Source organism: Streptomyces sp. NBC_01012, assembly GCF_045162755.1.
Lineage (GTDB): Bacteria > Actinomycetota > Actinomycetes > Streptomycetales > Streptomycetaceae > Streptomyces.
In genome coordinates, this window is the sequence record NZ_CP108688.1 from 6,270,638 (window position 1) to 6,293,694 (window position 23,057).

Below are 23,057 nucleotides of genomic sequence, written 5' to 3' on the forward strand. Positions count from 1 at the left end.
CGGGAGCCAATCAACGTGTCTCAGCTGCGTACGGTCCAAGTCCTGGGCGGCGGTGCCGGAAGCAGCGCTCATGTCAGCGCGCTCGCCGCGGGTCTTGTCGCCCGGGGCGTACAGGTCACCGTGTGCGCTCCCGCCGGTTCCGGCCGCGCCCACGGCCTTCCCGCGACGGGCGCCCGCTTCGTCGCGGTGCCCCGGCGCAGTGACCCCGCGGCCGTCGCCGCCCTGCGTACCGCCTGCACCGGGGCTGACATCGTCCACGCCCACGGGCTGCACGCCGCCGTACGCGCCGGGATCGCGCTCTGCGGCCGGGGCGTCCCGCTGGTCGTGACCTGGCACACCCGTGCCCATGCCGACGGCACCAGGGGCCGGCTGCTGCGGCTGCTGGAGCGAAGAGCCGCCAAGGCGGCCGCCGTTGTGCTGGGCACCTCGTGGGAGCTGGTCGACCGGGCCCGCCGCCGGGGCGCGAGGGACGCCAGGCTCGCGCCGGCCTCGATCCCCGCGAGCCGCTACTCCGGCGGCGTCGACGACGGCAAGACCCGCGCCGAACTGGGCGCGGTCGGCAGGCCGTTGCTGGTGTCGGTCGCGCAGCACGGGCACGAGACACTGCTGGACGCGGCGCGCGCCTGGCGTGCGCTTGACCCCGTGCCGCTGCTGGCCGTCGCGGGGGAGGGGCCCCGGGCGGGCGCCCTGCGGCGCCGGATCGCGGCGGAGGAGCTGCCCGTGGTCGTCGCCGGCGGCCCCGACGACGTCGGCGGACTCCTCGCCGCCGCCGACATCGCCGTGCTGTCCGGGATCGGCGACGGCGGGCCGCTGCTCGCCCAGGAGGCCCTGCGGCTCGGGATCCCGCTGGTGGCCGCCCGCGCCGACGGTCTGCCCGAACTCGTGGGCGATGCCGCCGAGCTGGTTCCCTACGGCGACGCCGAGGCGCTCGCCGGTGCCGTCGCACGGCTTCTCGACGACCCGGGCCGGCGGGAGCGGCTCGCGGACTCGGGGCGTGTGCAGGCCGCCGGCTGGCCCACCGAGGACGACACGATCGCCCATGTGCTCTCCGTCTACGACGAGTTGGCACAGCCCCTGACCGCCGCGCGCGGCTGATCTCAGCGGATGTGGCGGCGCGCCCGCAGGGCCAGGCTCAGCGCCAGCACGGAGCGCGGGTCGTCCAGATCGGTGCCCAGCAGCTCGCCGATGCGGGCCAGCCGGTTGTAGAGCGTCTGCCGGTTCAGATGCAGCTCCCGGGCGGCCTCCGCCTTGCGGCCCGCGTGCGCGAGGTACGCCTCCAGCGTGGGCAGCAGCACGGGACGCGACGTGCGGTCGTGCTCGCGCAGCGGCCCGATCGCCCGGTCCACGAACGATTCCAGATCCTGATGGTCCCGCAGCCGCCACAGCAGCAGATCGATGTCCAGGCCGCGCGCGTCGTACCAGGGGCGCTCGGCGAGCCCCTGCGCGGCCGTCGCCGCGTCCGCCGCGTGCCGCAGCCCCGCGCCCGCCGATGCCCAGCCGCCCGCGGCCCCGACCACCACGACGAGCGGGGTACGGTCCCCTGCCCGCTCCAGGCCGGCCCGCGCGGCGCCCGCCCGCAGCGCGGCCGCCACCCGGTCCGCGAGCGCCGTGCGCGCCGTCCCCGGGCGCAGCGCCAGCAGCAGCGGGATCCTGCCCTCCACCGGGCGCACCCCCACCAGGACCGGCGCCCCCACCGCCGCGATCTCCTCCGTCACGGCCCGTGCCAGCAGCGCCCAGCTACCCGAAGGCGCGGACTCGGGAGGGAGCCGCATCACCACGGGCAGCAGCGGATCCCCGCCGGACCTGAAGCCCAGGACTCCGGCCTGCGCGGGGGCGTCATCGGGGGCGATCCGGCCCTCGGCGAGATCCGTGAGGAAGTCGCCGCGGCCCCGCGCCGCCACCTCGTCCTCCTGGCGGGCCTGCATCAGCACGACCGCGAGGATGCCCGCGGCCCGCTCGGCCGCCATCCGGTGCACCGCCGCCAGGGGGCCCGACACCGCGAGCAGCACCAGCCTGGCCCGTACGGAACCGGCCCCGAGGCCGCCTCCCGGCACCTCCACCAGGACCGTGCCCGCCGGCGGCTCCGCACGGGCCGCACGGGCCCCGCGCAGCCCCTCCCAGACCTGGAGCGGATCGGCGCCCACCTGCCCGGCACCGGCGCCCGCCGCGAAGAGCAGCCGGCCGTCCGGGGTCTCCAGGAACACCGGATTCGCGGCGAAGTCCGCCAGGATCCCCAGGACCTGCGGCACCCCGCCACCGCCGAGCACCGCCTCCGTGCACCGCCGGTGCACCTCCTCCGCCCGCCTGAGCAGGGCGTAGTGGCCGTTGACGATCTCGGTGTGGATCTCCTCGGTCACCGCCACGAACGGCACCTCGCGGTGCAGCTGGACGAGCGGCAGCCCCGCCGTCCGCGCCGCCTCCACGATCGCCGTGGGCAGCCGGCCGAAGCGCGGGCCGAGCTCCACGACCAGGGCGGCGATGCCACGGTCGGCCAGCCTGCGGACATAGGCGCGCTGCTCCGCCGGCCTTGACCCGAGACCGAGCCCTGTCGTGAGGAGCAGCTCCCCGCCCTTGAGGAGGTCGGGGAGGTTCGGCGCCTCGCCGGCGTGCACCCAGCGCACCGTACGCTCCAGCCGGTCCGCGCAGGCCAGCACCTCCGGGAGCCCGCCGCGCAGCCCCGGAAGCTCCAGGGCCCGCCGCACGGTGATCCCGCCCTCTGCCTCCACCGGCCCCTTCGCTCCCGTTCGTGCGCGTCGGCGCTCCTGCTCCGGCCCGCGGGCAGATCAGCCGGCGTACGCCCCGCTGGCCGTCAGCCGCAGCGCCGTGTCGATCAGCGGCACATGGCTGAACGCCTGCGGGAAGTTGCCCACCTGACGCTGGAGCCCCGAGTCCCACTCCTCGGCCAGCAGGCCCAGGTCGTTGCGCAGGGACAGCAGCTTCTCGAAGAGCCGGCGTGCCTCGTCGACCCGGCCGATCATCGCCAGGTCGTCCGCCAGCCAGAACGAGCAGGCCAGGAACGCGCCCTCGTCCCCTTCGAGGCCGTCGACACCCGCGTCGTCACCCTCGGTGGGATAGCGCAGCACGAAGCCGTCCTCCGTGGACAGCTCCCGCTGGATCGCCTCGATCGTGCCGATGACGCGCTTGTCGTCGGGCGGCAGGAAGCCCATCTGCGGGATCAGCAGCAGGGACGCGTCCAGCTCCTTCGACCCGTAGGACTGGGTGAAGGTGTTGCGCTCCTTGTCGTAGCCCCGCTCGCAGACATCGCGGTGGATGTCCTCACGCAGCTGGAGCCACCGCTCCAGCGGGCCCTCCACGTCGCCGGACTCGATCAGCTTGATCGTGCGGTCGACGGCGACCCAGGCCATCACCTTGGAGTGCACGAAGTGCCGGCGCGGCCCGCGCACCTCCCAGATGCCCTCGTCGGGCTCGTCCCAGTGCTTCTCCAGATAGTCGATCAGCCTGAGCTGGAGGCCCATGGCGTAGTCGTTACGGGCAAGACCCGTCATGTGCGCCAGGTGCAGCGCCTCGGTGACCTCGCCGTACACATCGAGCTGGAGCTGGTTCGCCGCGCCGTTGCCGACCCGGACCGGGCCGGAGTTCTCGTACCCCGGCAGCCAGTCCAGCTCTGCCTCGCCGAGCTCACGCTCGCCCGCGATGCCGTACATGATCTGCAGGTTCTCCGGGTCGCCGGCGACGGCCCGCAGCAGCCACTCGCGCCAGGCGCGGGCCTCCTCGCGGTAGCCCGTGCGCAGCAGGGAGGACAGCGTGATCGCCGCGTCCCGCAGCCAGGTGTAGCGGTAGTCCCAGTTCCGCGAGCCGCCGATGTCCTCCGGCAGGGAGGTGGTCGGCGCGGCCACGATGCCGCCGGTCGGCGCGTAGGTGAGCGCCTTCAGCGTGATCAGCGAACGGACCACGGCCTCACGGTAGGGGCCGTGGTAGGTGCACTGTTCGACCCACTCGCGCCAGAAGTTCTCCGTCGCCTCCAGGGACGACTCCGGCTCCGGCACGGAGGGCGGCTCGTGGTGCGAGGGCTGCCAGCTGATGGTGAACGCGATCCGGTCGCCGGGCGCCACGGTGAAGTCGGAGTACGTCGTCAGATTCCGGCCGTACGTGTCCGCGTCCGTGTCCAGCCACACCGAGTCGGGCCCGGCGACGGCGACCGTACGGCCGTCGACCTTGTGCACCCAGGGGGTGACCCGCCCGTAGCTGAAACGCATGCGCAGCTCGGAGCGCATCGGCACCCGGCCGCTCACGCCCTCCACGATGCGGATGAGCTGGGGGGCACCGTCACGCGGCGGCATGAAATCGGTCACCCGGACCGTGCCGCGGGGCGTGTCCCACTCGGATTCCAGGACGAGCGAGTCGCCACGGTAGCGGCGGCGGTCCGCGGTCGGCGGCTCCGTCCCTTCGGGATGTGCGGGTCCCAGTCGCCAGAAGCCGTTCTCCTCGGTGCCGAGAAGTCCGGCGAAAATCGCGTGTGAATCGAAGCGGGGGAGACACAGCCAGTCCGCTGTGCCGTCCCGGCAGACCAGGGCAGCGGTCTGCATGTCTCCGATGAGTGCGTAGTCCTCGATGCGCCCGGCCACGTGCGTCTCCAGTCGAACGGCCATGTCGCCCCGCAGGGCGCTTACTGCTGGTCAAGGGGTCGTTGTAATAGAACCGACGAGCTCTTGCACGGGTGAGCGGGCTGGGGTGGTGCCGCTGGGCCGCGGCCGACTCGGCAGCGAATGTCCGAGCAGGATACGACGCACCTGGGGCTTCCGCGCACCGTCCGCCGGTTGTCGGTCGACCGTCACCCTTCGTCCATCATCCGTCACCGTGAAATGCGTGGGACCTGCGACAAACGTGCTGATCCTGTGCCCACCGGGGGAGGGTGCGGACGGAAGCGGCCCCTCTTCGTCGCTGTTACCCTGGTAGCCCGTGGACCGGTGGTCGTCCCGACAGGTGACGAGACCCCCGAACCGCAGCGACGGCACCGCAGGAATTCTCCTTACGGCACGCCGGCACGCACCTCACGATCGCGACCACGGGAGCCCCCTTTGGCTATGCAGCCCACATCCACGACGACCAAGCACATCTTCGTCACCGGGGGTGTCGCCTCCTCCCTCGGCAAGGGTCTGACTGCCTCCAGCCTGGGTGCCCTGCTCAAGGCGCGTGGCCTTCGGGTCACCATGCAGAAGCTCGACCCCTATCTCAACGTCGACCCCGGCACGATGAATCCCTTCCAGCACGGTGAGGTGTTCGTCACCGACGACGGCGCCGAGACCGACCTGGACATCGGGCACTACGAGCGCTTCCTGGACGTCGAGCTCGACGGTTCGGCCAACGTCACGACCGGGCAGGTCTACTCCCAGGTCATCGCCAAGGAGCGGCGCGGCGAGTACCTCGGCGACACCGTCCAGGTCATCCCGCACATCACCAACGAGATCAAGCACCGCATCCGCCGGATGGCGACCGACGACGTCGATGTCGTCATCACCGAGGTCGGCGGCACGGTCGGCGACATCGAGTCGCTGCCCTTCCTGGAGACCGTCCGCCAGGTCCGCCACGAGGTCGGCCGCGACAACGTCTTCGTCGTGCACATCTCGTTGCTGCCCTACATCGGCCCGTCCGGCGAGCTGAAGACCAAGCCCACCCAGCACTCCGTCGCCGCCCTGCGCAACATCGGTATCCAGCCGGACGCCATCGTGCTGCGCGCCGACCGCGACGTGCCGACCGCCATCAAGCGCAAGATCTCGCTGATGTGCGACGTCGACGAGGCCGCCGTGGTGGCGTGCAAGGACGCCCGGTCGATCTACGACATCCCCAAGGTGCTGCACACCGAGGGCCTGGACGCCTATGTCGTCCGCAAGCTCGACCTGCCCTTCCGTGACGTCGACTGGACCGTCTGGGACGATCTGCTGGACCGCGTCCACAACCCCGACCACGAGGTCACGGTCGCACTGGTCGGCAAGTACATCGACCTGCCCGACGCCTACCTCTCGGTCACCGAGGCGATCCGGGCCGGCGGCTTCGCGAACAAGGCTCGCGTCAAGGTCAAGTGGGTCGCGTCCGACGACTGCAAGACCCCCGCCGGCGCGCAGACGCAGCTCGGTGACGTCGACGCCATCTGCATCCCCGGCGGCTTCGGCGAGCGCGGTGTGGTCGGCAAGGTCGGCGCCATCCAGTACGCCCGCGAGAACAAGGTGCCGCTGCTCGGCCTCTGCCTCGGCCTCCAGTGCATCGTGATCGAGGCCGCGCGTAACCTCGCCGGGATCCCCGACGCCAACTCCACCGAGTTCGACGCCGCCACGGGCCACCCCGTCATCTCCACGATGGAGGAGCAGCTCGCGTATGTCGAGGGCGCGGGCGACCTGGGCGGCACCATGCGGCTCGGCCTGTACCCGGCGAAGCTCGCCGAGGGCTCCCTGGTCCGCGAGGCGTACGCCGACGAGCCGTACGTCGAGGAGCGCCACCGCCACCGCTACGAGGTCAACAACAGCTACCGCACGGAGCTGGAGAAGAAGGCCGGCCTGGTCTTCTCCGGCACCTCCCCGGACAACAAGCTCGTCGAGTACGTCGAATACCCGCGCGACGCCCACCCCTACCTGGTCGCCACCCAGGCGCACCCGGAGCTCCGCTCCCGCCCGACCCGCCCCCACCCGCTCTTCGCCGGCCTGGTGAAGGCCGCCGTGGAGCGCAAGGTCGCGGCGCGGGGGACCGGAGCCGACGCGTAGGCGCGTCCCGAGGCGATACGGTTGACCGGGGTACGGATCCTTCACCGGATGCGTGCCCCGGTTTCTGTTTTGTTCGTGGGAGGACGTACATGGGTTTCCAGGACACGCCCGAGGAATGGCAGGTCACCGCGTCGGTGACCCCCTTCACCGGTAACAAGACCAGCGTCCGTACCGACGACGTCGTGATGCCCGACGGAAGCGTCCACAGCCGCGACTACCAGGTCCACCCCGGTTCGGTGGCCGTGCTCGCGCTCGACGGGGACGGCCGCGTCCTCGTGCTCCGGCAGTACCGTCACCCGGTGCGCCACAAGCTCTGGGAGATCCCCGCCGGGCTGCTCGACATCCCCGGCGAGAACCCGCTGCACGCCGCGCAGCGCGAGCTCTACGAGGAGGCGCACGTCAAGGCCGAGGACTGGCGGGTGCTGACCGACGTCTACACCACGCCCGGCGGCTGCGACGAAGCCGTGCGCGTCTTCCTGGCGCAGGACCTCTCGGAGGCCGAGGGCGAGCGCTTCGAGGTCTCCGAGGAGGAGGCCGACATGGAGCAGGCGCGGGTGCCGCTCGACGAGCTCGTACGGGGTGTGCTCGCCGGCGACCTGCACAACAACTGCCTGGTCGTGGGCACCCTGGCGCTCACCGCTGTGCTCGCGGGCGACGGCGTGGACTCGCTGCGCCCGGCCGACGCCCCCTGGCCGGCGCGCCCGTTCGAGGCCTGACCGGTCCGGCCCGTCCTCACCACGGGGCGGGCCGACGCCCGGCGGACCAGGGGCCGATTGCCCGGCCGCCCAGAGGCCGATCGTATGAAACGCTGATCCGATCGAGGGATGTCTCTGCCGCGCTCGGCCGTGATCGTCCGCACCACTGAACTACGCTCGAAAGGCCCCGACCGGACTTCCGGCGGGCAACCGCGTGCAGCGAAGTGGAGCGTGGCCCGTGACCGATCAGGCGGTGGACACCAGCGGCCCTGCGCAAGCGGCGGGGATGGCGGGAGCCAAGGAGCCGCCGGACATCGCCACGCATCAATTCTTCGGCCGCGCACGAGAGTTGAAAGCCCTTCAGGAAGACATCGGGCGAGCGGGCCTCGACACACTCGCAGGCCGTAAGGCCGCGCGCGCCCGGGTGCTGCTGATCGCGGGACGGCCCGGATCCGGACGCACCGCGCTCGCCTCCGAACTCGCCCGTGTGCTCGCGGAACCCGGCGACTATCCCGACGGGGTGTTCCGGATCTCGCTGACCGAACCCGGCGGCGAGCGCGTCCCCGGTGAACGCACCGCACGCGCGCTCCTGGAACTGCTCTCCGTCGCCACCCCGCCCGGAGCCGACGAGGACGAGCTCTCCGAGATGGTCCGCGAGGCCTTCGCCGTACGCCGGGCGCTGATCCTCCTGGACGACGCGATCGACGCCGAGCAGGTCGATCCGCTGCTGCCCGACAACCCCGACTGCCTGGTCGTCGCCACCTCGACCGGCCCGCTCACCGGCATCCCCGGTGTCCGCCCGTGCACCATCGGAGGGCTGGACTCCGACTCGGGGGTGCGGCTGCTCGCCCGCACCATCGGCCAGGTCCGCATCACGGTCGATCCGCGGACCGCCGAGGCGCTGACGCAGGAGTGCGGTGGGCAGCCCGCCGCACTGACCCTGATCGCCGGGTGGCTCGCCGCCCGGCCCGGAGCGTCCGTCGCCGATGTCGCCAAGCAGCTGCGCGACCAGCGGGAGGGCAGCGAACAGCCGGGCGGCGACCGCCCGTTGGCCCGGGCCTTCCGGCTGGTCCACGAGTCGCTCCCGCCGGCCGCGGCCCGGATACTGCGGCTGCTCGCCCTCGCCCCCGCCGGGCTGGCCGACGCCCACACCGCATCGGCGCTGGCCGGGTGCTCCGTGTCGGCCGCCGACGGCATCCTGGAGGACTTCGTCCGCCACGGGCTGCTCAGGACCAACGGCGCCGATCTGCCGCAGTACGAGATGCCCGGCTGCCTCGCCCCGCTGGTGCGCACCGCGCTGGAGGAGCGGGAGCGGCCCGCCGAGATCCAGCTGGCCAGGGCCAGGCTGCTGGAGCGGACCGTGCGCAGGCTCCAGGCCTGCCGCGCGGTGACCGAACCCGAGGGCTCACCGGCCCGCCGCCGGCTCGACGGACTGCCGCGCTCGCTGCGCTTCCCCGGCCCGGAGCCCGCCGCCGAGTGGCTGCGGATCAGGGAACCCTCGCTGCTGGCCTCCGCCCGCGCCGCGGTGCGGGACGGGGACCTGGACACCCTCGCCCGCAGACTGGTGGCCGCGCTCGTCCGCGCCCTCGCCGTACACCGGGGCACCGAGGCCGCCGCACCCGTGCTGTACGGGCTGCACGCGCTGGTCCTCGATGTGGCCGAGCGCCGTGACCTGCCCCGTGAGAAGGCCGCCGCCCTGCTCAATCTCGCCGATCTGGACGCCAGGACCGGACGTACGCGGGAGGCGCTGACCCGCTACCGGGCGGCGCTGGACGCCGGACGCGCGGCGAACGACCTCTACGCGACCGGCAGGGCGATGGAATCCGCAGGCGGCGCCTACGCGGAGCTCGGGGACTTCAACCGGGCGTCCGACTGGTACGGCCGGGCGCTCGCGCAGCGCCTCACACAGGGCGAGCGGGCCGACGAGGCGCGGCTGTACGGACGGCTCGGAGCGGTCCACACCTACGCCGGGCGTTACGGCGAGGCACTGCGCAACTGGCGCGCGGCCGCGGCCTGCCACCGCAGGCTCGGGGACGTACCCGCCCAGGCGCGCGCGCTGAGCGAGGTCGCGCGGGTGCAGGAGTACGCGGGCCGGCCGCAGGAGTCGCTGCACACCTGCCGGGAGGCCGTCGACCTGGCGCGGCGGGCGGGTGACGTGCGCCTCCAGGCCGCGCTGGAGCTCAGGCTGGCGGACACCCTGGACCGGCTCGGGGACCCGGCGGCGGCGCGTCTGCACCGGGCGACGGCGGACAGGCTGCTGGGCGAGGAGGGCGCCACCTACGAAATCCGTAGTCCTTCGATCGAAAGTTAATGCTTTGTAAGGCTAGACAGCGAGAAGCCCTTCATTAATGATGGCTCTGCCGCGTACCCCTGCGGTGTCTCCCCCTATGCTTGATTCATGCGGGTAACACCCGTCATGTCCGAGCGACACTCCGAGCCAAGGACCGTGATCGACGTGAAGGTCGGCATCCCCCGCGAAGTCAAGAACAACGAGTTCCGGGTGGCGATCACCCCCGCCGGAGTGCATGAGCTCGTCCGCCACGGCCATCAGGTCCTCGTCGAGCGGCACGCCGGTGAGGGTTCCTCCATCCCGGACGAGGAGTACATCGCCGCCGGTGCGCGGATCCTGCCCACCGCCGACGAGGTCTGGGCCGCGGCCGACCTGCTGCTGAAGGTGAAGGAGCCGGTCGCCGAGGAGTACCACCGTCTCCGCAAGGGGCAGACGCTCTTCACCTACCTCCACCTCGCCGCCTCCCGCGCGTGCACGGACGCCCTGCTCGCCTCCGGCACGACCGCCATCGCGTACGAGACCGTCGAGACCGCGACCCGCGCGCTGCCGCTGCTCGCCCCCATGTCCGAGGTCGCGGGCCGGCTCGCCCCGCAGGTCGGTGCGTACCACCTGATGCGTTCGGTCGGCGGGCGCGGTGTGCTCCCCGGCGGTGTCCCCGGCACGGGATCGGCCAGGGCCGTCGTCATCGGCGGCGGGGTCTCCGGCTGGAACGCCACGCAGATCGCCGTCGGGCTCGGCTTCCATGTGACGCTGCTCGACAAGGACATCAACAAGCTGCGCGAGGCCGACAGGATCTTCGGCACGAAGGTGCGGACGGTCGTCTCCAACGCCCTCGAACTCGAGAAGGCCGTCGTCGAGGCCGACCTCGTCGTGGGTGCCGTGCTGATCCCGGGGGCCAAGGCGCCGAAGCTGGTCACCAACGACCTCGTCGCCAGGATGAAGCCCGGAAGTGTTCTTGTCGACATTGCGATCGACCAGGGAGGCTGCTTCGAGGACTCACATCCGACGACGCACGCCGAGCCGACCTTCACCGTCCACAACTCGGTCTTCTACTGCGTCGCGAACATGCCGGGCGCCGTGCCGAACACCTCCACCTACGCGCTCACGAACGCCACACTGCCCTACATCCTGGAGCTCGCGAACCGGGGCTGGGCCGAGGCCCTGCGCCGTGACGCCGCACTGGCCAAGGGGCTCAACACCCATGACGGCCAGGTGGTTTACCGCGAGGTCGCCGAGGCGCACGGTCTCGACCACGTCGAGCTGAGCGCGCTTCTGGGCTGAGTGGTCAACCCGATCCGTCAACCTCATGCGTCCGGCCGGACCTTGCTCAGCGAGGTCCGGCCGGACGCATGAGGGGCCCCGGCCCAACGTGCCGGAGACATGGCCCTTCTGCCCTTTTTGCACCCCCGCGAAAGGTGCGCCCCGGGCACTCCGCGCTCTTGACAGAGGGGTGTTCGATTGCCGACACATCGGGCCGGGTCCGGCGGATTGTGTTGCTGCGAACCGGTGACACGCCATAGAGTCGCCAATCGTCGGCATGGTGCCACGCTGACCTATCGATAAGTTTCCTGGTCACATCCAAGGAGGTAAGACGACTTGTGAATGAGTCGACAATTACTCCCGGGGGTGGTCAACCAGGGATGCCTGCACGGGGTCTGAGCCCGAACGGGCTCGAAGCTGTCGGCTCCGTCGCTGTCCGCACCTTCGCCACCCACCAGCACATGACGACAGCCCCCCAGATGATGGACGGCCTACACGTGAACGCCATGGCCGGCAACGAAAGTGGCCGAGAGACCTCCCACTTCGCCGACTTCGCCGAGGTGCCCGAGGGGCACTTCTACGACCCCGATGCCGAATACGAGCCCGATCCGGAGTACGCGGCCACGCTCGCGCCCGACGCCGCCCGCCAGCGCCGCGAGCGGATCGGCCCGACCGGCCGGCCGCTGCCGTACTTCCCGATCCCCGGCCCCCTGACCGATCACGGCCCCGCGAAGATCATCGCGATGTGCAACCAGAAGGGCGGCGTCGGCAAGACCACGTCGACCATCAACCTGGGTGCCGCACTCGCGGAGTACGGCCGCCGTGTCCTGCTCGTCGACTTCGACCCGCAGGGAGCCCTGTCCGTCGGCCTCGGGGTCAACCCGATGGAGCTCGACCTCACCGTCTACAACCTGCTCATGGAGCGGGGCATGGCGGCCGACGAGGTCCTGCTGAAGACGGCCGTGCCCAACATGGACCTGCTCCCCAGCAACATCGACCTCTCCGCCGCGGAGGTGCAGCTGGTCAGCGAGGTCGCCCGGGAGTCGACGCTGCAGCGTGCCCTCAAGCCGCTGATGGCCGACTACGACTACATCGTGATCGACTGTCAGCCCTCGCTCGGTCTGCTCACCGTGAACGCGCTGACGGCGGCTCACAAGGTGATAGTCCCGCTCGAGTGCGAGTTCTTCGCGCTGCGTGGTGTGGCGCTGCTCACCGAGACCATCGAGAAGGTCCAGGAGAGGCTCAACCCCGAGCTCGAACTGGACGGCATCCTGGCCACCATGTACGACTCCCGCACGGTGCACAGCCGTGAGGTGCTCGCGCGCGTCGTCGAGGCCTTCGACGACCACGTCTACCACACCGTCATCGGACGCACGGTGCGCTTCCCGGAGACCACGGTCGCCGGTGAGCCCATCACCACGTACGCGTCGAACTCGGTCGGTGCCGCCGCCTATCGCCAGCTCGCCAGGGAGGTGCTCGCCCGGTGTCACGCCGAGTGAGTCTGCCGGGGGCCGACGAGCTGTTCCGTACGACCGGGGGGATGGGCCTTCAGGCCTCGTCCACCGCCGAGCGGCGACGCAAGGCGAACGGCGAGGCGCGGGTCCCCGCACCGGCCGCGGGAAGCGACTCGGCACCCTCGGACACCGGCCAGGGCGGCACCACGGGAAACGCGGGAAGCGGCGGTGCACCGGCCGGGGCGTCCCGGGAGGAGCACTCGGCGGCGGACTCCGACGGCGGCGGCTCACGCAGCCGCGCCGACGGGGAGGAACCCGCCGCGGCCGCACCGCCCCGGGCCCGTACGGCGCCGCCCCAGGAGGGGGCTCCCTCGGTCCAGCCGCAGCGCCAGCGCGGGGGCGGGCGGGGAGCCAACCGCCGGCCCAGCGGGCGGGAGCGCCACGACGAGAAGATCACCGTCTATGTGTCGGCCGAGGAACTGATGGACCTCGAACACGCCCGGCTCGTGCTGCGCGGCGAGCACGGACTTGCCGTCGACCGCGGGCGTATCGTCCGGGAGGCGGTGGCCGTGGTGCTGGCCGACCTGGAGTCGCGCGGCGACGCGAGCATCCTCGTACGGAGGCTGCGCGGCCGCTGACCGGTGCCGCCGGTAGCCTGCCGGGCTAGGGTCTGTCTGACAATTCCCGTCGTCGCCCGGAGGGCCGCCGCTGTACGGGACGGCCCCGCCCCGGGGCCCACCGCCCGCCTCCCGCCGCACCCCTGGACCCCAGCACATGCCGACTGCCGACGACACGCCCCGCCCGACCCGCCGTGCCCTCGGCCGCGGGCCGGGCACACGGCCCGCGGAGGCTCCCGCGGCCCCTGAGCCTCCTGAGGCCCCCGCGGTGTCTCCGGAGGCCCACGAGGCTCCCGCGGTGTCTCCGGAGGCCCACGAAGCCCCTGCGGCGTCCCCGGTGGCCCACGCGGCCCCGGCGGCGGTCACGACGGCGTACGCGGCCCCGGCGGTAGCTGCCACGCAGGCCCCCACCGCCCTACTGGACACCGAGCGGCCCGACGAGAGCTCCGAGGAGAGCCCCGACGGCCCGACCCCGGAGGCCGACGCATCCGGCGAGCCGGCCGACGACCGGCGCTTCACGGTGCGGCTGGTCAACTTCGAGGGCCCCTTCGACCTGCTCCTCCAGCTGATCTCCAAGCACAAGCTCGATGTGACCGAGGTCGCCCTGTCGAAGGTCACCGACGAGTTCATGGCCCACATCCGGGCCATGGGCCCCGACTGGGACCTCGACCAGACCACCGAGTTCCTCGTCGTCGCCGCCACCCTGCTCGATCTGAAGGCCGCCAGGCTGCTCCCCACCGCCGTCGTGGAGGACGAGGCCGACCTGGCCCTTCTGGAGGCACGGGACCTGCTCTTCGCACGGCTGCTCCAGTACCGCGCGTACAAGAGGATCGCGGACATCTTCAGCGACCGGCTGGAGTCCGAGTCCCGCCGCTACCCCCGCACCGTGGGGCTCGAACCCCAGCACGCCGAGCTGCTGCCCGAGGTCGTGATCAGCATCGGCCCCGAGGGGTTCGCACGGCTCGCGGTGAAGGCGATGCAGCCCAGGCCCGAGCCCCAGGTGTACGTCGACCACATCCACGCCCCGCTGGTCAGCGTGCGCGAGCAGGCGGAGATCGTCGTCGCGCGGCTGCGCGCGGAGGGCGAGATCAGCTTCCGGGCGCTCACCGAGGACGCGGAGGACACCCTCACGGTCGTCGCCCGCTTCCTGGCGCTCCTCGAGCTGTACAGGGAGAAGGCGGTCACCCTCGACCAGGAGGAGGCGCTCGGTGACCTCCTGGTGCGCTGGACCGGCGCCGAGGGGGCCGAGCCCATGGTCACGGACGAGTTCGACCAAGAGGCGAGCGAGCCACAGGAGGACGTACAGGCATGAGGACAGACGACGAGGGGCGCGAAGCCCTGGTGGCCGGACTCGACCTCAAGCCCGCTCTGGAGGCGGTCCTCATGGTCGTCGACGAGCCCGCCACCGAGGAGCACCTGGCCAAGATCCTCCAGCGGCCCCGCAGGGCCGTCACGGACGCCTTGCGGGAGCTGGCCGACGAGTACACCGTCCAGCGCCGTGGTTTCGACCTGAGGCTCGTCGCCGGGGGCTGGCGCTTCTACACCCGCCCGGAGTACGCGGAGGCCGTCGAGGGCTTCGTCCTGGACGGCCAGCACGCACGGCTCACCCAGGCCGCGCTGGAGACGCTCGCGGTGGTCGCGTACCGTCAGCCGGTCAGCCGGTCGAGGGTCTCGGCGGTGCGCGGAGTGAACTGCGACGGCGTCATGCGGACCCTGCTCCAGAGAGGGCTCGTCGAGGAGGCGGGCGCGGAACCCGAAACAGGTGCGATCCTGTACAGGACGACGAACTACTTTCTGGAGCGAATGGGCCTGCGAGGCCTGGACGAGCTCCCGGAGCTCGCACCCTTCCTCCCTGAGGCGGACGCGATCGAGGCTGAGACGCCAGAGGGTGTGCCGTCGTTCGATCCGGACGCACCGGACACCCCGGAAACTCACGCAGACGACAAGACGGATTTTTGATGCGAAGCAGTGGCAGCAACAACGGCAGCGGCAGCAGGAGCGGCGGCGGCTCCAGGAGCGGCGGCGGCAGGAGCGGTGCCGGCAGGAACAACAGCGGCAGCGGCAGGAACAGCAACCCGAACCCCCGCGTCTCCCGCTCCGACCGCGACGACAAGCAGGAGCAGCGCCCCCGCAAGCCCCGCCCCGAGGAACGCCGCTACGACGTGGGCTCCGACAGGCCGGGCGGCGACGGCGGCCCCCGCAAGGGCCGGGGCACGGCGGCCCGCGGCGGTGCCAAGGGCGGCCCGAAGTCCGCGCAGAACGTGAGCAAGGGCGGCCGGCGCCAGGGTGCGCCCTCCCGCCCCCGGGAGCTCGACGCCAAGATCGAGCAGCGCAACCGTGACCGGTACGCGGACAAGCCCGAGATCAGGACGCCCAGGACCCACCCGGGCGCCGAGCAGGAGGGCGAGCGTCTCCAGAAGATCCTCGCCCGCGCCGGCATGGGCTCGCGCCGGGCGTGCGAGGAGCTGATCGAGCAGGCCAGGGTCGAGGTCAACGGCGAGATCGTCCTGGAACAGGGCATGCGCGTCGACCCGCAGAAGGACGAGATCAAGGTCGACGGGCTGACCGTCGCCACCCAGTCGTACCTCTTCTTCGCGCTGAACAAGCCCGCCGGCGTCGTCTCCACCATGGGCGACCCCGACGGCCGGCAGAACCTCGGTGACTACGTCACCAACCGTGAGACGCGGCTGTTCCACGTCGGGCGGCTCGACACCGAGACCGAGGGCATCATCCTGCTCACCAACCACGGCGAGCTGGCCCACCGTCTGACGCACCCCAGGTACGGCGTGAAGAAGACCTATCTGGCCGCCATCCAGGGGCCGCTCCCGCGCGACCTCGGCAAGCGGCTCAAGGACGGCATCCAGCTGGAGGACGGCTACGCACGCGCCGACCACTTCCGTGTCGTCGAGAACACCGGCAAGAACTACCTGGTCGAGGTCACGCTCCACGAGGGCCGCAAGCACATCGTCCGCCGGATGCTGTCCGAGGCAGGCTTCCCGGTCGAGCGCCTCGTGCGCACGTCCTTCGGGCCGATCCCGCTGGGTGACCAGAAGTCGGGCTGGCTGCGCCGTCTGACCAACACCGAGGTCGGCATGCTGATGCGCGAGGTCGGTCTGTAACACGACCTCTCCGTCCCGCCCTTCGGGATCCCGTACGGCCCGCGGCCGGTTCCTCGTTCAGTTTTTCGAACAGGAACCGGCCGCGGGCCTTTTGCGCCCGGCGTTTCTTCTTTATAGTCAGAGTGACTATAAAAAGGGAGGCGGCATGACGACGGGCAACACCCCCGAGGGGTACGACCCCCACGCCTACGTCCCCTTCGCCGTCACCGTGGACCTCGCCGTCTTCACGGTCCGCGAGGCACGGCTCCATGTGCTGCTCGTGGAGCGTGGCGAGGAGCCCCACCAGGGGCAGTGGGCGCTGCCGGGCGGCTTCGTCCTGCCGCGGGAGTCGGCCGAGGAGGCCGCACGCCGCGAGCTCGCCGAGGAGACCGGCCTCACGAAGAGGTCCGTGTGCGGCTTCCACCTCGAACAGCTGCGCACCTACAGCGATCCGGACCGCGACCCCAGGATGCGGGTCGTCTCCGTCGCGTACGCCGCACTCGTGCCCGACCTCCCCGAGCCCCGGGGCGGCGGGGACGCGGCCCATGCACAGTGGTGGGACGCGGGCACCACAGGGCCGCTCGCCTTCGACCACGACCGCATCCTGGCCGACGCCCGCGACCGCATCGGCGCCAGGCTCGAATACTCCTGCCTGGCCACCGCGTTCTGCCCCGCCGAGTTCACCCTCGGGGAGCTCCAGGGGGTCTACGAGACCGTCTGGGGCGTTGAGCTCGACCGGCCCAACTTCCGGCGCAAGGTCCTCACCACACCCGGCTTCGTCCAGGCCGTGGACGGACCACCGCGCCGCACCGGCGGACGGGGGAAACCGGCCGCTCTCTACCGGGCGGGTGCCGCTACCGCCCTGCACCCTCCATTGCTGCGCCCGGAAGGACGCCCGGAAGGACGGACATCATGATCTCGACAAGGATTCTCACCAAACAGGCGGCCACCGGCGCGCTGACGGGGCTCGCGCTCGGTGACGCGCTCGGCTACCCCACCGAGTTCGACAGCGTCCCCGCGATCCTCGCGAAGTGCGGGCCCTGGCGCGGTATGCGGCTCCCGGAGCCCGCGCTCGTCAGCGACGACACCCAGATGACGCTCGCCCTGGGCACCGGCATCCGCACCGCCATGGACCGGGGCCTGCTCACCCCGGAGCGCCTGGCGGGGCCGGTGCGGGAGGAGTTCGTCCGCTGGTACCGCTCCCCGGAGAACAACCGCGCCCCCGGCCGCACCTGCATGACGGCCTGCCGCATGCTGGAGGAGGCGGCGAGGCCCTGGCAGGCCGCCAGCCAGACCGGCTCCAAGGGCTGCGGCGCGAACATGCGGGTCGCGCCCCTCGGCCTCGTACCCGGCCTCAGCGAGGAGCAGCGCTCAGGCGCCGCCCAGTTCCAGGCCGCGCTGACCCACGGCCACCCGACCGCGCTCGCCGCGTCCGACCTGATGGCCCGCGCGGTGTTCCTGCTCGCGCAGGGGGCCGAACCGATGGGCCTGATCGGCCAGTTGCGCAGCTACGCCTACGAGAACGGCAGCCGCTACCAGACACGCTGGCTCGGCGACCTCTGGCGGTACGCGGGTGATGCCTCGCCCGAGGCGTACATCCGGCGCGGCTGGGACGAGTGCCTCACCGCGCTCGCCCGGGTCCAGGACGCGCTGCGGACCCCGTCGCCCGAGACCGACCCCTGCGAGGCTACCGGGGACGGCTGGGTCGCCGAGGAGGCGCTCGCCACCGCCCTGCACTGCTTCCTCCTCTTCCCCGCCGAACCGCTCACCGTCCTGCGCCGGGCCGCCTGCACCCGGGGCGACTCGGACTCCCTGGGCTGCCTCGCCGGCGCGCTGGCCGGTGCGCACCTGGGGGCGGAAGCCTGGCCCAAGGAGTGGTCGGAGCGCGTCGAGTACCGCAGCGACCTGCTGTCGCTGGCCGCGCTCTGGGACGCCTGACCCGTGCGCGGCGGCCGTCCCGGCCGGAGCCCGCAGCCTGTTCCTCCTGCGGTCGCCGCCTCATGCGCCTTCGCGCAGATGGGAGCGGCGGCCGTCCCGGTCGAAGATGCCGAGGACCTCCGCCGGGCCGCCCACGGCGCCCAGCGAGTGCGGGAGCATCGTGGTGAACTCCGCGGCCTGCCCCTCCTCCAGCCGTAGTCGCCGTTCCCCGAGCAGCAGCAACGCCGTGCCTGACAGCACCGTGAACCACTCACGGCCGGGGTGCGCCTTGAGCGCGGAGGGGCCGTCGGGCGGCGGTCCCGTCAGCCGCATCCGGGCCACGGTGACACCGGGCTGACCGCGCAGCGCCCACTGGGTCAGGCCTCGCGCCAGGTCATGGGTGGGGTTCGTGACGACATCGTCAGCGGCCGTCTCGACGAGCTGGTCGAGCGAGGTGCCGAGCGCCCGGGCGATCACGGTGAGCTGGTCGAGGGCGATCCTGCGGTGGCCCGTCTCGATCCTGCTGAGGGTGGAGGGGCTCAGGTGACAGCGGGTGGCCAGCTCGTCGAGCGACCAGCTGTGCGCGGCCCGCAGGGCCCGGATCCGTTTGCGTACGAGGCCGTCCAGATCACTGCCTTCTTGCTTCATGGGCAAGACAGTATGCGCTGAAAGCAAATCTTCGTAGGCTCGGCCGTATGACATCTTCCGCCTCCCACGTTCACCATGACGGCCACGGCCACGGCCACGTTCACGGTCACACCCACGACCACGGGGACACCGGCCAGGACGACTCCCTCGCCGAGGTGCTCGATCTCGACGCCGAGATCTTCGCCCCCTACCTCACCTCGGTGACCGCCCGGATCGCCGAGCTCGCCGGGGACGGGGTCCGACACGTCGTCGACCTCGGATCGGGCACCGGAACCGGCACGTCCGCCCTCCTGGAGCGCTTCCCCCACGCCACCGTGACCGCCGTCGACAGCTCGCCCGCGATGCTGGCCGGGCTCGTCGAGGCGTTCCGGGCGAAGGGACTGGGTGAACGGGTGCGCACCCTGGAGGCGGACGCGGGCACCGGACTCGCCGGCATCACGGACGCCGACCTCGTCTGGGCCTCGGCCTCCCTGCACCACCTGGACGACCCGGCCACCGCCATCGACGGCATCCGTGCCGCGCTGCGCCCCGGCGGGCTGCTGGCCGTCGCCGAGCTGGACGGGATGCCGCACTTCCTCCCGGACGACGCCGTGGCGGACCGCCCCGGCCTGGAGACACGCTGCCGCGAGGCGCTGGACGGCCTCCACGCCGAGCAGGTGCCGCACCTGGGTGCCGACTGGGGCGCCCTCCTGACGGCATCCGGTCTCGTCGTCGAGCAGGAGCGCACGGAGCGGCTGGAGCTGCGGGCCCCGCTGCCCGCGGCCGCCGGGCAGTACGCCCACGCCGTGCTCGGCCGCATCCGGGGTGCGGTCGACGGCTTGGTCGCCCCCGCCGACCTGGCGGCGCTCGACACCTTGCTCGACGGGGGCCCGGCCGACGTGCGCCACCGCGACGACCTCGTCGTCCGCTCGACCCGCGAGCTCTGGCTGGCCCGCCGCCCGGCGGCTGCCGCCTGAGCACTGTCCCGACTGCCGCCTAAGCGCTGTCCGCCGACGCCCGCCTGGTCCGTACGAGGAAGGCCTCCACGCGTTCCCGGTCGGGCTCGGGCGGCAGCGGGGAGCCGGCTGCCGCCTCGTCGTTCTCCTCCGCCAGGCGCGTCATCCGCCGCTCCACCACGGCCCACGGGACCTCGCCGCGCTTCACCGCCAGCAGATCGTCGCGCGCGTCACCGACCTCGATCCGCAGCTCGCCCGTCCGCAGCAGGTCACGACCGGACGCCAGCAGCCGCAGCAGATGCATGGCGTGCTTCCAGCGCGGAGCGCCGTGCGTACGGACATCGGCCTCCAGCTTCCGCCGCTGGCCCAGTGCGTAGCGTACGAACGTCCCGTGCGCCCGCCTGGACAAGAACGCGTCCCGCAGGGCGACGAGCTCGCGGCCCGTCGCGTCGATCCGCTCCACGAGCGGGGAGTGCAGGCACTCCAGCACATTCGGGTTCGCCCGCAGCGCCAGCTCGCAGAAACGCTCCAGCTCCCAGGAGAACTGCTCGTCGGCGGGACCCTCGACATGGGTCGGCGGTTTCGTGAAGCCCCAGAACAGCGGGGTGGGCGCGAGGAAGACCCCGCGCCGGTCCGTGTCGCTGTCGTCGGTGGCGAGACCGAAGGCGCGCGATCCCATCACACAGGAGTAGACGGTGTGCTCCCGTACGAGCCGTTCGTCCTCAGGGGTGATCATGCGCGCGAGGTTACGCGCCCCTGCCCGCACGGCGGAGCGGACCCCGAACTCGCCGCCACCGAGGCTTCCTGTACGGTTGTCCAGAAAATGTTCCTGGACGGTTGTCCAGGAAATTGATTCGCAGGAGGCCGCACGCCATGCAGACCGCAGCCCAGGCACTGGTCGCGTTCGTCGCGCTGATCCACGCCTACTTCCTCGTCCTGGAGATGTTCCTCTGGGACACCCCGCGCGGCCGCAAGGCCTTCGGCACCACCGAGGAGTTCTCCGGGGCCAGCGCCACCCTGGCCGCCAACCAGGGGCTCTACAACGGGTTCATGGCCGCCGGGCTGGTCTGGAGTCTGATCGCGGGCGACCCCGTCGCCCACCAGGCACAGATCTTCTTCCTGAGCTGCCTGATCGTCGCCGGGCTGTACGGGGCGGCCACCGTCAGCCGCAAGATCCTCTACGTTCAGGCGGCGCCGGCCGCCGTCGCCCTCGCACTCGTCCTGTCGGCGGGCCGAGCCGCATGACGCCCGCGGTGACGGACGGCAGCGGCGACCCGCGCACCGCGCGCACCCGCGGAAGACTTCGCGAGGCGCTGCTGGAGGAGTGCGCGGAGCGGCCGCTGGACCGGATCGGCGTGGCGGACGTGGCGCGCCGGGCCGGTGTCGGGCGCGCCACGCTGTACCTGCACTACGACGATCTGCGCGCCTTGGCCGTGGACGCCTGCGCCGACGTCGTACGGGAGGCCGTCGCGGCCCTGCACGCCTGGGGCCGCACACCGCCGGGGCCGGACGAGCCGCCGGAGGAGCTCGCCGCCCTGCTCCACGAGATCCGCAGCCGGGCCGCGGTCCACCGGAGCCTGCTCGGCCCCGGCGGCGGCCCCCTGGGAGAGCTGCTGCACCAAGAGCTCCGGCAGTACAGCCTCGACGAGTTGCGCCGGCGCAGGCCTGCCGGGAGCGGCCACGACATGACCGCGAGCGCCGTCGCGGGGCTCTTCACCGGGATGCTCGCCGACTGGGTCCACGACCGGACCGACGCCACCCCGGAGCAGCTCGCCGGGCGGATCTGGCGCACACTCCTCGCCGTGCACGCCGCCGCCGCGTCTCACGGACAGAGCACGGTGACCCCGGGGCCCTCGGCACCTCTAGGGTGAAAGGGCACGCAGCACAAGGCGACGAGGGGTACGACGTGGCGGTACGAGCAGTCCGTGGAGCCGTCCAGCTGGACCGGGACGAGGCCGGTCACATGGGCGAGCGGGTGAGTGAGCTCCTCACCGAGGTCCTGGAACGCAATCAGCTCGTCGCCGACGACCTGATCAGCGTCTGGTTCACCGCCACCCCCGATCTGCACAGCGATTTCCCGGCCGCGGCGGCCAGAGGCCTCGGTATCGTCGACGTACCGCTGATCTGCGCCCAGGAGCTCGACATCACCGGGGCCATGCCCCGGGTGGTCCGCGTCCTGGCCCATGTGGAGACGTACCTCTCCAAGGCCGAGATCAGCCACGTCTACCTCGGCGCCACCGGCGCCCTCCGCAAGGACATCGCCCAGTGAGAACCGCCCTCGTCATCGGAACCGGCCTGGTCGGTACCTCCGCCGCACTCGCCCTCGCGGGGCGCGGTGTCCAGGTGCACCTCGCCGACAGCGACGCGTCATCGGCGCACACCGCCGCGGCGCTCGGCGCCGGCACCGACGAGGCGCCCGAAGGCCCCGTCGACCTCGCGGTCATCGCCGTACCGCCCGCCCACACCGCGTCGGTGCTGGCCACCGCCATGCGGGACGGGATCGCGCGCGCCTACCTCGACGTCGCCAGCGTCAAGGGCGGGCCGCGCCGTGACCTGGAGGCGCTCGGGGTCGACCTCGCGCCCTACATCGGCACGCACCCCATGGCGGGCAAGGAGCGCTCAGGGCCGCTGGCGGCCACCGCGGACCTCTTCGAGGGCCGTCCCTGGGTCCTCACCCCGACCAGGGACACCGACACCGAGGTGCTCAACCTCGCCCTGGAGCTGGTCGCGCTCTGCCGTGCCGTCCCCGTCGTCATGGACGCCGACGCCCACGACCGCGCCGTCGCCCTGGTCTCCCACACCCCGCAGCTGATCTCCTCGATGGTCGCCGCCCGTCTCGAGGCGGCCGACGAGACCGCCGTACGCCTGTGCGGCCAGGGGATCAGGGACGTCACCCGCATCGCGGCGTCCGACCCCCGGATGTGGGTGGAGATCCTCTCCGCCAACCCCGGCCCCGTCGCCGATGTGCTGACGGGCGTCGCCGCCGACCTGGAGGAGACGGTCCGGGCGCTGCGCGGTCTGCAGTCCGCGGACGAGGACAAGCGCCGCACGGGCACCGAAGGCATCGAGGACGTCCTGCGCCGCGGCAACGCGGGCCGAGTCAGGGTCCCCGGCAAGCACGGGGCAGCCCCGGCCTCGTACGAGATCGTCGCCGTGCTCATCACCGACCGGCCGGGCGAGCTTGCCGCGATCTTCGCCGACGCGGGGAGGGCCGGGGTCAACATCGAGGACGTCCGTATCGAGCACGCCACCGGCCAGCAGGCCGGACTGGTCCAGCTGATGGTCGAGCCGAGCGCGGCGGCCGGCCTGAGCGCAGCCCTCGGCGAGCGCGGCTGGTCGATCCGGCCGTAGGCGTGTTCCGCCCCGGGACGGCCCGGTGGCCGGGGGAGCGGGCCCGGAGACAGGGGTGCAAAGGCGCTTCCCGCAC

21 protein-coding genes are annotated in these 23,057 nt (G+C 72.2%); 17 read left to right on the forward strand and 4 right to left on the reverse strand.

Annotation, left to right across the window (positions count from 1 at the left end; genetic code table 11):
- Nucleotides 1-15: 15 nt before the first annotated feature.
- The gene (locus OG623_RS28225) at nucleotides 16-1,095 is read left to right on the forward strand and encodes a glycosyltransferase family 4 protein (RefSeq protein WP_406150292.1); all 1,080 of its coding nucleotides are present in this window, start codon (nucleotides 16-18) and stop codon (nucleotides 1,093-1,095) included.
- Between the two features lie 2 nt (nucleotides 1,096-1,097).
- Here OG623_RS28225 and OG623_RS28230 read toward each other — a convergent pair whose 3' ends face one another.
- The gene (locus tag OG623_RS28230; RefSeq protein WP_406150293.1) at nucleotides 1,098-2,726 is read right to left on the reverse strand and encodes a PucR family transcriptional regulator; all 1,629 of its coding nucleotides are present in this window, start codon (nucleotides 2,724-2,726) and stop codon (nucleotides 1,098-1,100) included.
- 57 nt (nucleotides 2,727-2,783) lie between these two features.
- Nucleotides 2,784-4,586, reverse strand: coding sequence for a glycoside hydrolase family 15 protein (locus OG623_RS28235; protein ID WP_406152026.1), 1,803 nt, complete (start codon nucleotides 4,584-4,586; stop codon nucleotides 2,784-2,786).
- 459 nt (nucleotides 4,587-5,045) lie between these two features.
- Between OG623_RS28235 and OG623_RS28240 the strand changes: the two genes are divergently transcribed.
- The 11 genes from OG623_RS28240 to OG623_RS28290 all read left to right on the forward strand — a co-directional run bounded on the left by OG623_RS28240 (nucleotide 5,046) and on the right by OG623_RS28290 (nucleotide 18,068).
- A complete protein-coding gene (locus OG623_RS28240) occupies nucleotides 5,046-6,716 on the forward strand; it encodes a CTP synthase (protein WP_406150294.1) in 1,671 nt (556 codons plus the stop codon).
- Between the two features lie 89 nt (nucleotides 6,717-6,805).
- The gene (locus OG623_RS28245; protein WP_406150296.1) at nucleotides 6,806-7,432 is read left to right on the forward strand and encodes an NUDIX domain-containing protein; all 627 of its coding nucleotides are present in this window, start codon (nucleotides 6,806-6,808) and stop codon (nucleotides 7,430-7,432) included.
- A gap of 217 nt (nucleotides 7,433-7,649) precedes the next feature.
- Entirely contained in the window at nucleotides 7,650-9,722 is a 2,073-nt protein-coding gene (locus OG623_RS28250) for a tetratricopeptide repeat protein (RefSeq protein ID WP_406150298.1), read from the forward strand.
- A gap of 144 nt (nucleotides 9,723-9,866) precedes the next feature.
- Nucleotides 9,867-10,982: an alanine dehydrogenase gene (gene ald / locus OG623_RS28255; RefSeq protein ID WP_406152028.1), complete on the forward strand. Its 1,116-nt coding sequence runs from the start codon at nucleotides 9,867-9,869 to the stop codon at nucleotides 10,980-10,982.
- Nucleotides 10,983-11,341: 359 nt separating this feature from the next.
- Nucleotides 11,342-12,460: a ParA family protein gene (locus tag OG623_RS28260; RefSeq protein WP_406150299.1), complete on the forward strand. Its 1,119-nt coding sequence runs from the start codon at nucleotides 11,342-11,344 to the stop codon at nucleotides 12,458-12,460.
- Nucleotides 12,457-13,053: a hypothetical protein gene (locus OG623_RS28265; protein WP_406152029.1), complete on the forward strand. Its 597-nt coding sequence runs from the start codon at nucleotides 12,457-12,459 to the stop codon at nucleotides 13,051-13,053. The genes OG623_RS28260 and OG623_RS28265 overlap by 4 nt, the downstream gene beginning before the upstream one ends.
- Before the next feature lie 136 nt (nucleotides 13,054-13,189).
- Nucleotides 13,190-14,344: a segregation and condensation protein A gene (locus OG623_RS28270; RefSeq protein WP_406150300.1), complete on the forward strand. Its 1,155-nt coding sequence runs from the start codon at nucleotides 13,190-13,192 to the stop codon at nucleotides 14,342-14,344.
- Nucleotides 14,341-14,991 carry an SMC-Scp complex subunit ScpB gene (gene scpB / locus OG623_RS28275; RefSeq protein ID WP_406150301.1) on the forward strand — a complete coding sequence of 217 codons (651 nt, stop codon included), beginning with the start codon at nucleotides 14,341-14,343 and terminating at the stop codon, nucleotides 14,989-14,991. Before OG623_RS28270 ends, scpB begins: the two co-directional genes overlap by 4 nt.
- Nucleotides 14,991-16,151: a pseudouridine synthase gene (locus tag OG623_RS28280; RefSeq protein ID WP_406150302.1), complete on the forward strand. Its 1,161-nt coding sequence runs from the start codon at nucleotides 14,991-14,993 to the stop codon at nucleotides 16,149-16,151. The genes scpB and OG623_RS28280 overlap by 1 nt, the downstream gene beginning before the upstream one ends.
- A 145-nt stretch (nucleotides 16,152-16,296) precedes the next feature.
- Entirely contained in the window at nucleotides 16,297-17,046 is a 750-nt protein-coding gene (locus OG623_RS28285) for an NUDIX hydrolase (protein ID WP_406150304.1), read from the forward strand.
- The gene (locus OG623_RS28290; protein WP_406150306.1) at nucleotides 17,043-18,068 is read left to right on the forward strand and encodes an ADP-ribosylglycohydrolase family protein; all 1,026 of its coding nucleotides are present in this window, start codon (nucleotides 17,043-17,045) and stop codon (nucleotides 18,066-18,068) included. The genes OG623_RS28285 and OG623_RS28290 overlap by 4 nt, the downstream gene beginning before the upstream one ends.
- 60 nt (nucleotides 18,069-18,128) lie before the next feature.
- Here the strand turns inward: OG623_RS28290 and OG623_RS28295 are convergent, their stop codons facing one another.
- A complete protein-coding gene (locus OG623_RS28295; protein WP_406150307.1) occupies nucleotides 18,129-18,695 on the reverse strand; it encodes a helix-turn-helix domain-containing protein in 567 nt (188 codons plus the stop codon).
- A gap of 47 nt (nucleotides 18,696-18,742) precedes the next feature.
- On the opposite strand from OG623_RS28295, the gene OG623_RS28300 reads away from it, so the two are divergent.
- Complete coding sequence (locus OG623_RS28300) at nucleotides 18,743-19,651, forward strand: class I SAM-dependent methyltransferase (protein ID WP_406150309.1); 909 nt, start codon at nucleotides 18,743-18,745, stop codon at nucleotides 19,649-19,651.
- A 19-nt stretch (nucleotides 19,652-19,670) separates the two neighbouring features.
- On the opposite strand, the gene OG623_RS28305 is transcribed toward OG623_RS28300, so the two are convergent.
- Nucleotides 19,671-20,366 carry a DNA polymerase beta superfamily protein gene (locus OG623_RS28305; protein ID WP_406150311.1) on the reverse strand — a complete coding sequence of 232 codons (696 nt, stop codon included), beginning with the start codon at nucleotides 20,364-20,366 and terminating at the stop codon, nucleotides 19,671-19,673.
- A 137-nt stretch (nucleotides 20,367-20,503) separates the two neighbouring features.
- Here OG623_RS28305 and OG623_RS28310 point away from each other — a divergent pair, with 137 nt between their 5' ends.
- The 4 genes from OG623_RS28310 to OG623_RS28325 are packed head-to-tail and all read left to right on the forward strand — an operon-like array spanning nucleotide 20,504 to nucleotide 22,981.
- Nucleotides 20,504-20,875 carry a DUF1304 domain-containing protein gene (locus OG623_RS28310; RefSeq protein ID WP_406150312.1) on the forward strand — a complete coding sequence of 124 codons (372 nt, stop codon included), beginning with the start codon at nucleotides 20,504-20,506 and terminating at the stop codon, nucleotides 20,873-20,875.
- Nucleotides 20,872-21,501, forward strand: a complete 630-nt coding sequence (locus OG623_RS28315) for a TetR/AcrR family transcriptional regulator (RefSeq protein ID WP_406150313.1) — start codon at nucleotides 20,872-20,874, stop codon at nucleotides 21,499-21,501. The genes OG623_RS28310 and OG623_RS28315 overlap by 4 nt, the downstream gene beginning before the upstream one ends.
- A 35-nt stretch (nucleotides 21,502-21,536) precedes the next feature.
- Nucleotides 21,537-21,899, forward strand: coding sequence for a chorismate mutase (gene aroH, locus OG623_RS28320; RefSeq protein ID WP_406150315.1), 363 nt, complete (start codon nucleotides 21,537-21,539; stop codon nucleotides 21,897-21,899).
- Nucleotides 21,896-22,981 (forward strand): prephenate dehydrogenase, encoded by a 1,086-nt coding sequence (locus tag OG623_RS28325; RefSeq protein WP_406150316.1) that lies wholly within the window; start codon nucleotides 21,896-21,898, stop codon nucleotides 22,979-22,981. Before aroH ends, OG623_RS28325 begins: the two co-directional genes overlap by 4 nt.
- Nucleotides 22,982-23,057: the final 76 nt, after the last annotated feature.

Excerpts from the sequence above, each read along its gene's own strand:
- OG623_RS28240 (WP_406150294.1), top strand. The coding sequence starts at position 5,046 with ATGCAGCCCACATCCACGACGACCAAGCACATCTTCGTCACCGGGGGT.
- OG623_RS28245 (WP_406150296.1), top strand. The coding sequence starts at position 6,806 with ATGGGTTTCCAGGACACGCCCGAGGAATGGCAGGTCACCGCGTCGGTG.
- OG623_RS28260 (WP_406150299.1), top strand. The coding sequence starts at position 11,342 with ATGCCTGCACGGGGTCTGAGCCCGAACGGGCTCGAAGCTGTCGGCTCC.
- OG623_RS28270 (WP_406150300.1), top strand. The coding sequence starts at position 13,190 with ATGCCGACTGCCGACGACACGCCCCGCCCGACCCGCCGTGCCCTCGGC.
- scpB (WP_406150301.1), top strand. The coding sequence starts at position 14,341 with ATGAGGACAGACGACGAGGGGCGCGAAGCCCTGGTGGCCGGACTCGAC.
- OG623_RS28280 (WP_406150302.1), top strand. The coding sequence starts at position 14,991 with ATGCGAAGCAGTGGCAGCAACAACGGCAGCGGCAGCAGGAGCGGCGGC.
- OG623_RS28285 (WP_406150304.1), top strand. The coding sequence starts at position 16,297 with ATGACGACGGGCAACACCCCCGAGGGGTACGACCCCCACGCCTACGTC.
- OG623_RS28290 (WP_406150306.1), top strand. The coding sequence starts at position 17,043 with ATGATCTCGACAAGGATTCTCACCAAACAGGCGGCCACCGGCGCGCTG.
- OG623_RS28295 (WP_406150307.1), bottom strand. The coding sequence starts at position 18,695 with ATGAAGCAAGAAGGCAGTGATCTGGACGGCCTCGTACGCAAACGGATC.
- OG623_RS28300 (WP_406150309.1), top strand. The coding sequence starts at position 18,743 with ATGACATCTTCCGCCTCCCACGTTCACCATGACGGCCACGGCCACGGC.
- OG623_RS28305 (WP_406150311.1), bottom strand. The coding sequence starts at position 20,366 with ATGATCACCCCTGAGGACGAACGGCTCGTACGGGAGCACACCGTCTAC.
- OG623_RS28310 (WP_406150312.1), top strand. The coding sequence starts at position 20,504 with ATGCAGACCGCAGCCCAGGCACTGGTCGCGTTCGTCGCGCTGATCCAC.
- OG623_RS28315 (WP_406150313.1), top strand. The coding sequence starts at position 20,872 with ATGACGCCCGCGGTGACGGACGGCAGCGGCGACCCGCGCACCGCGCGC.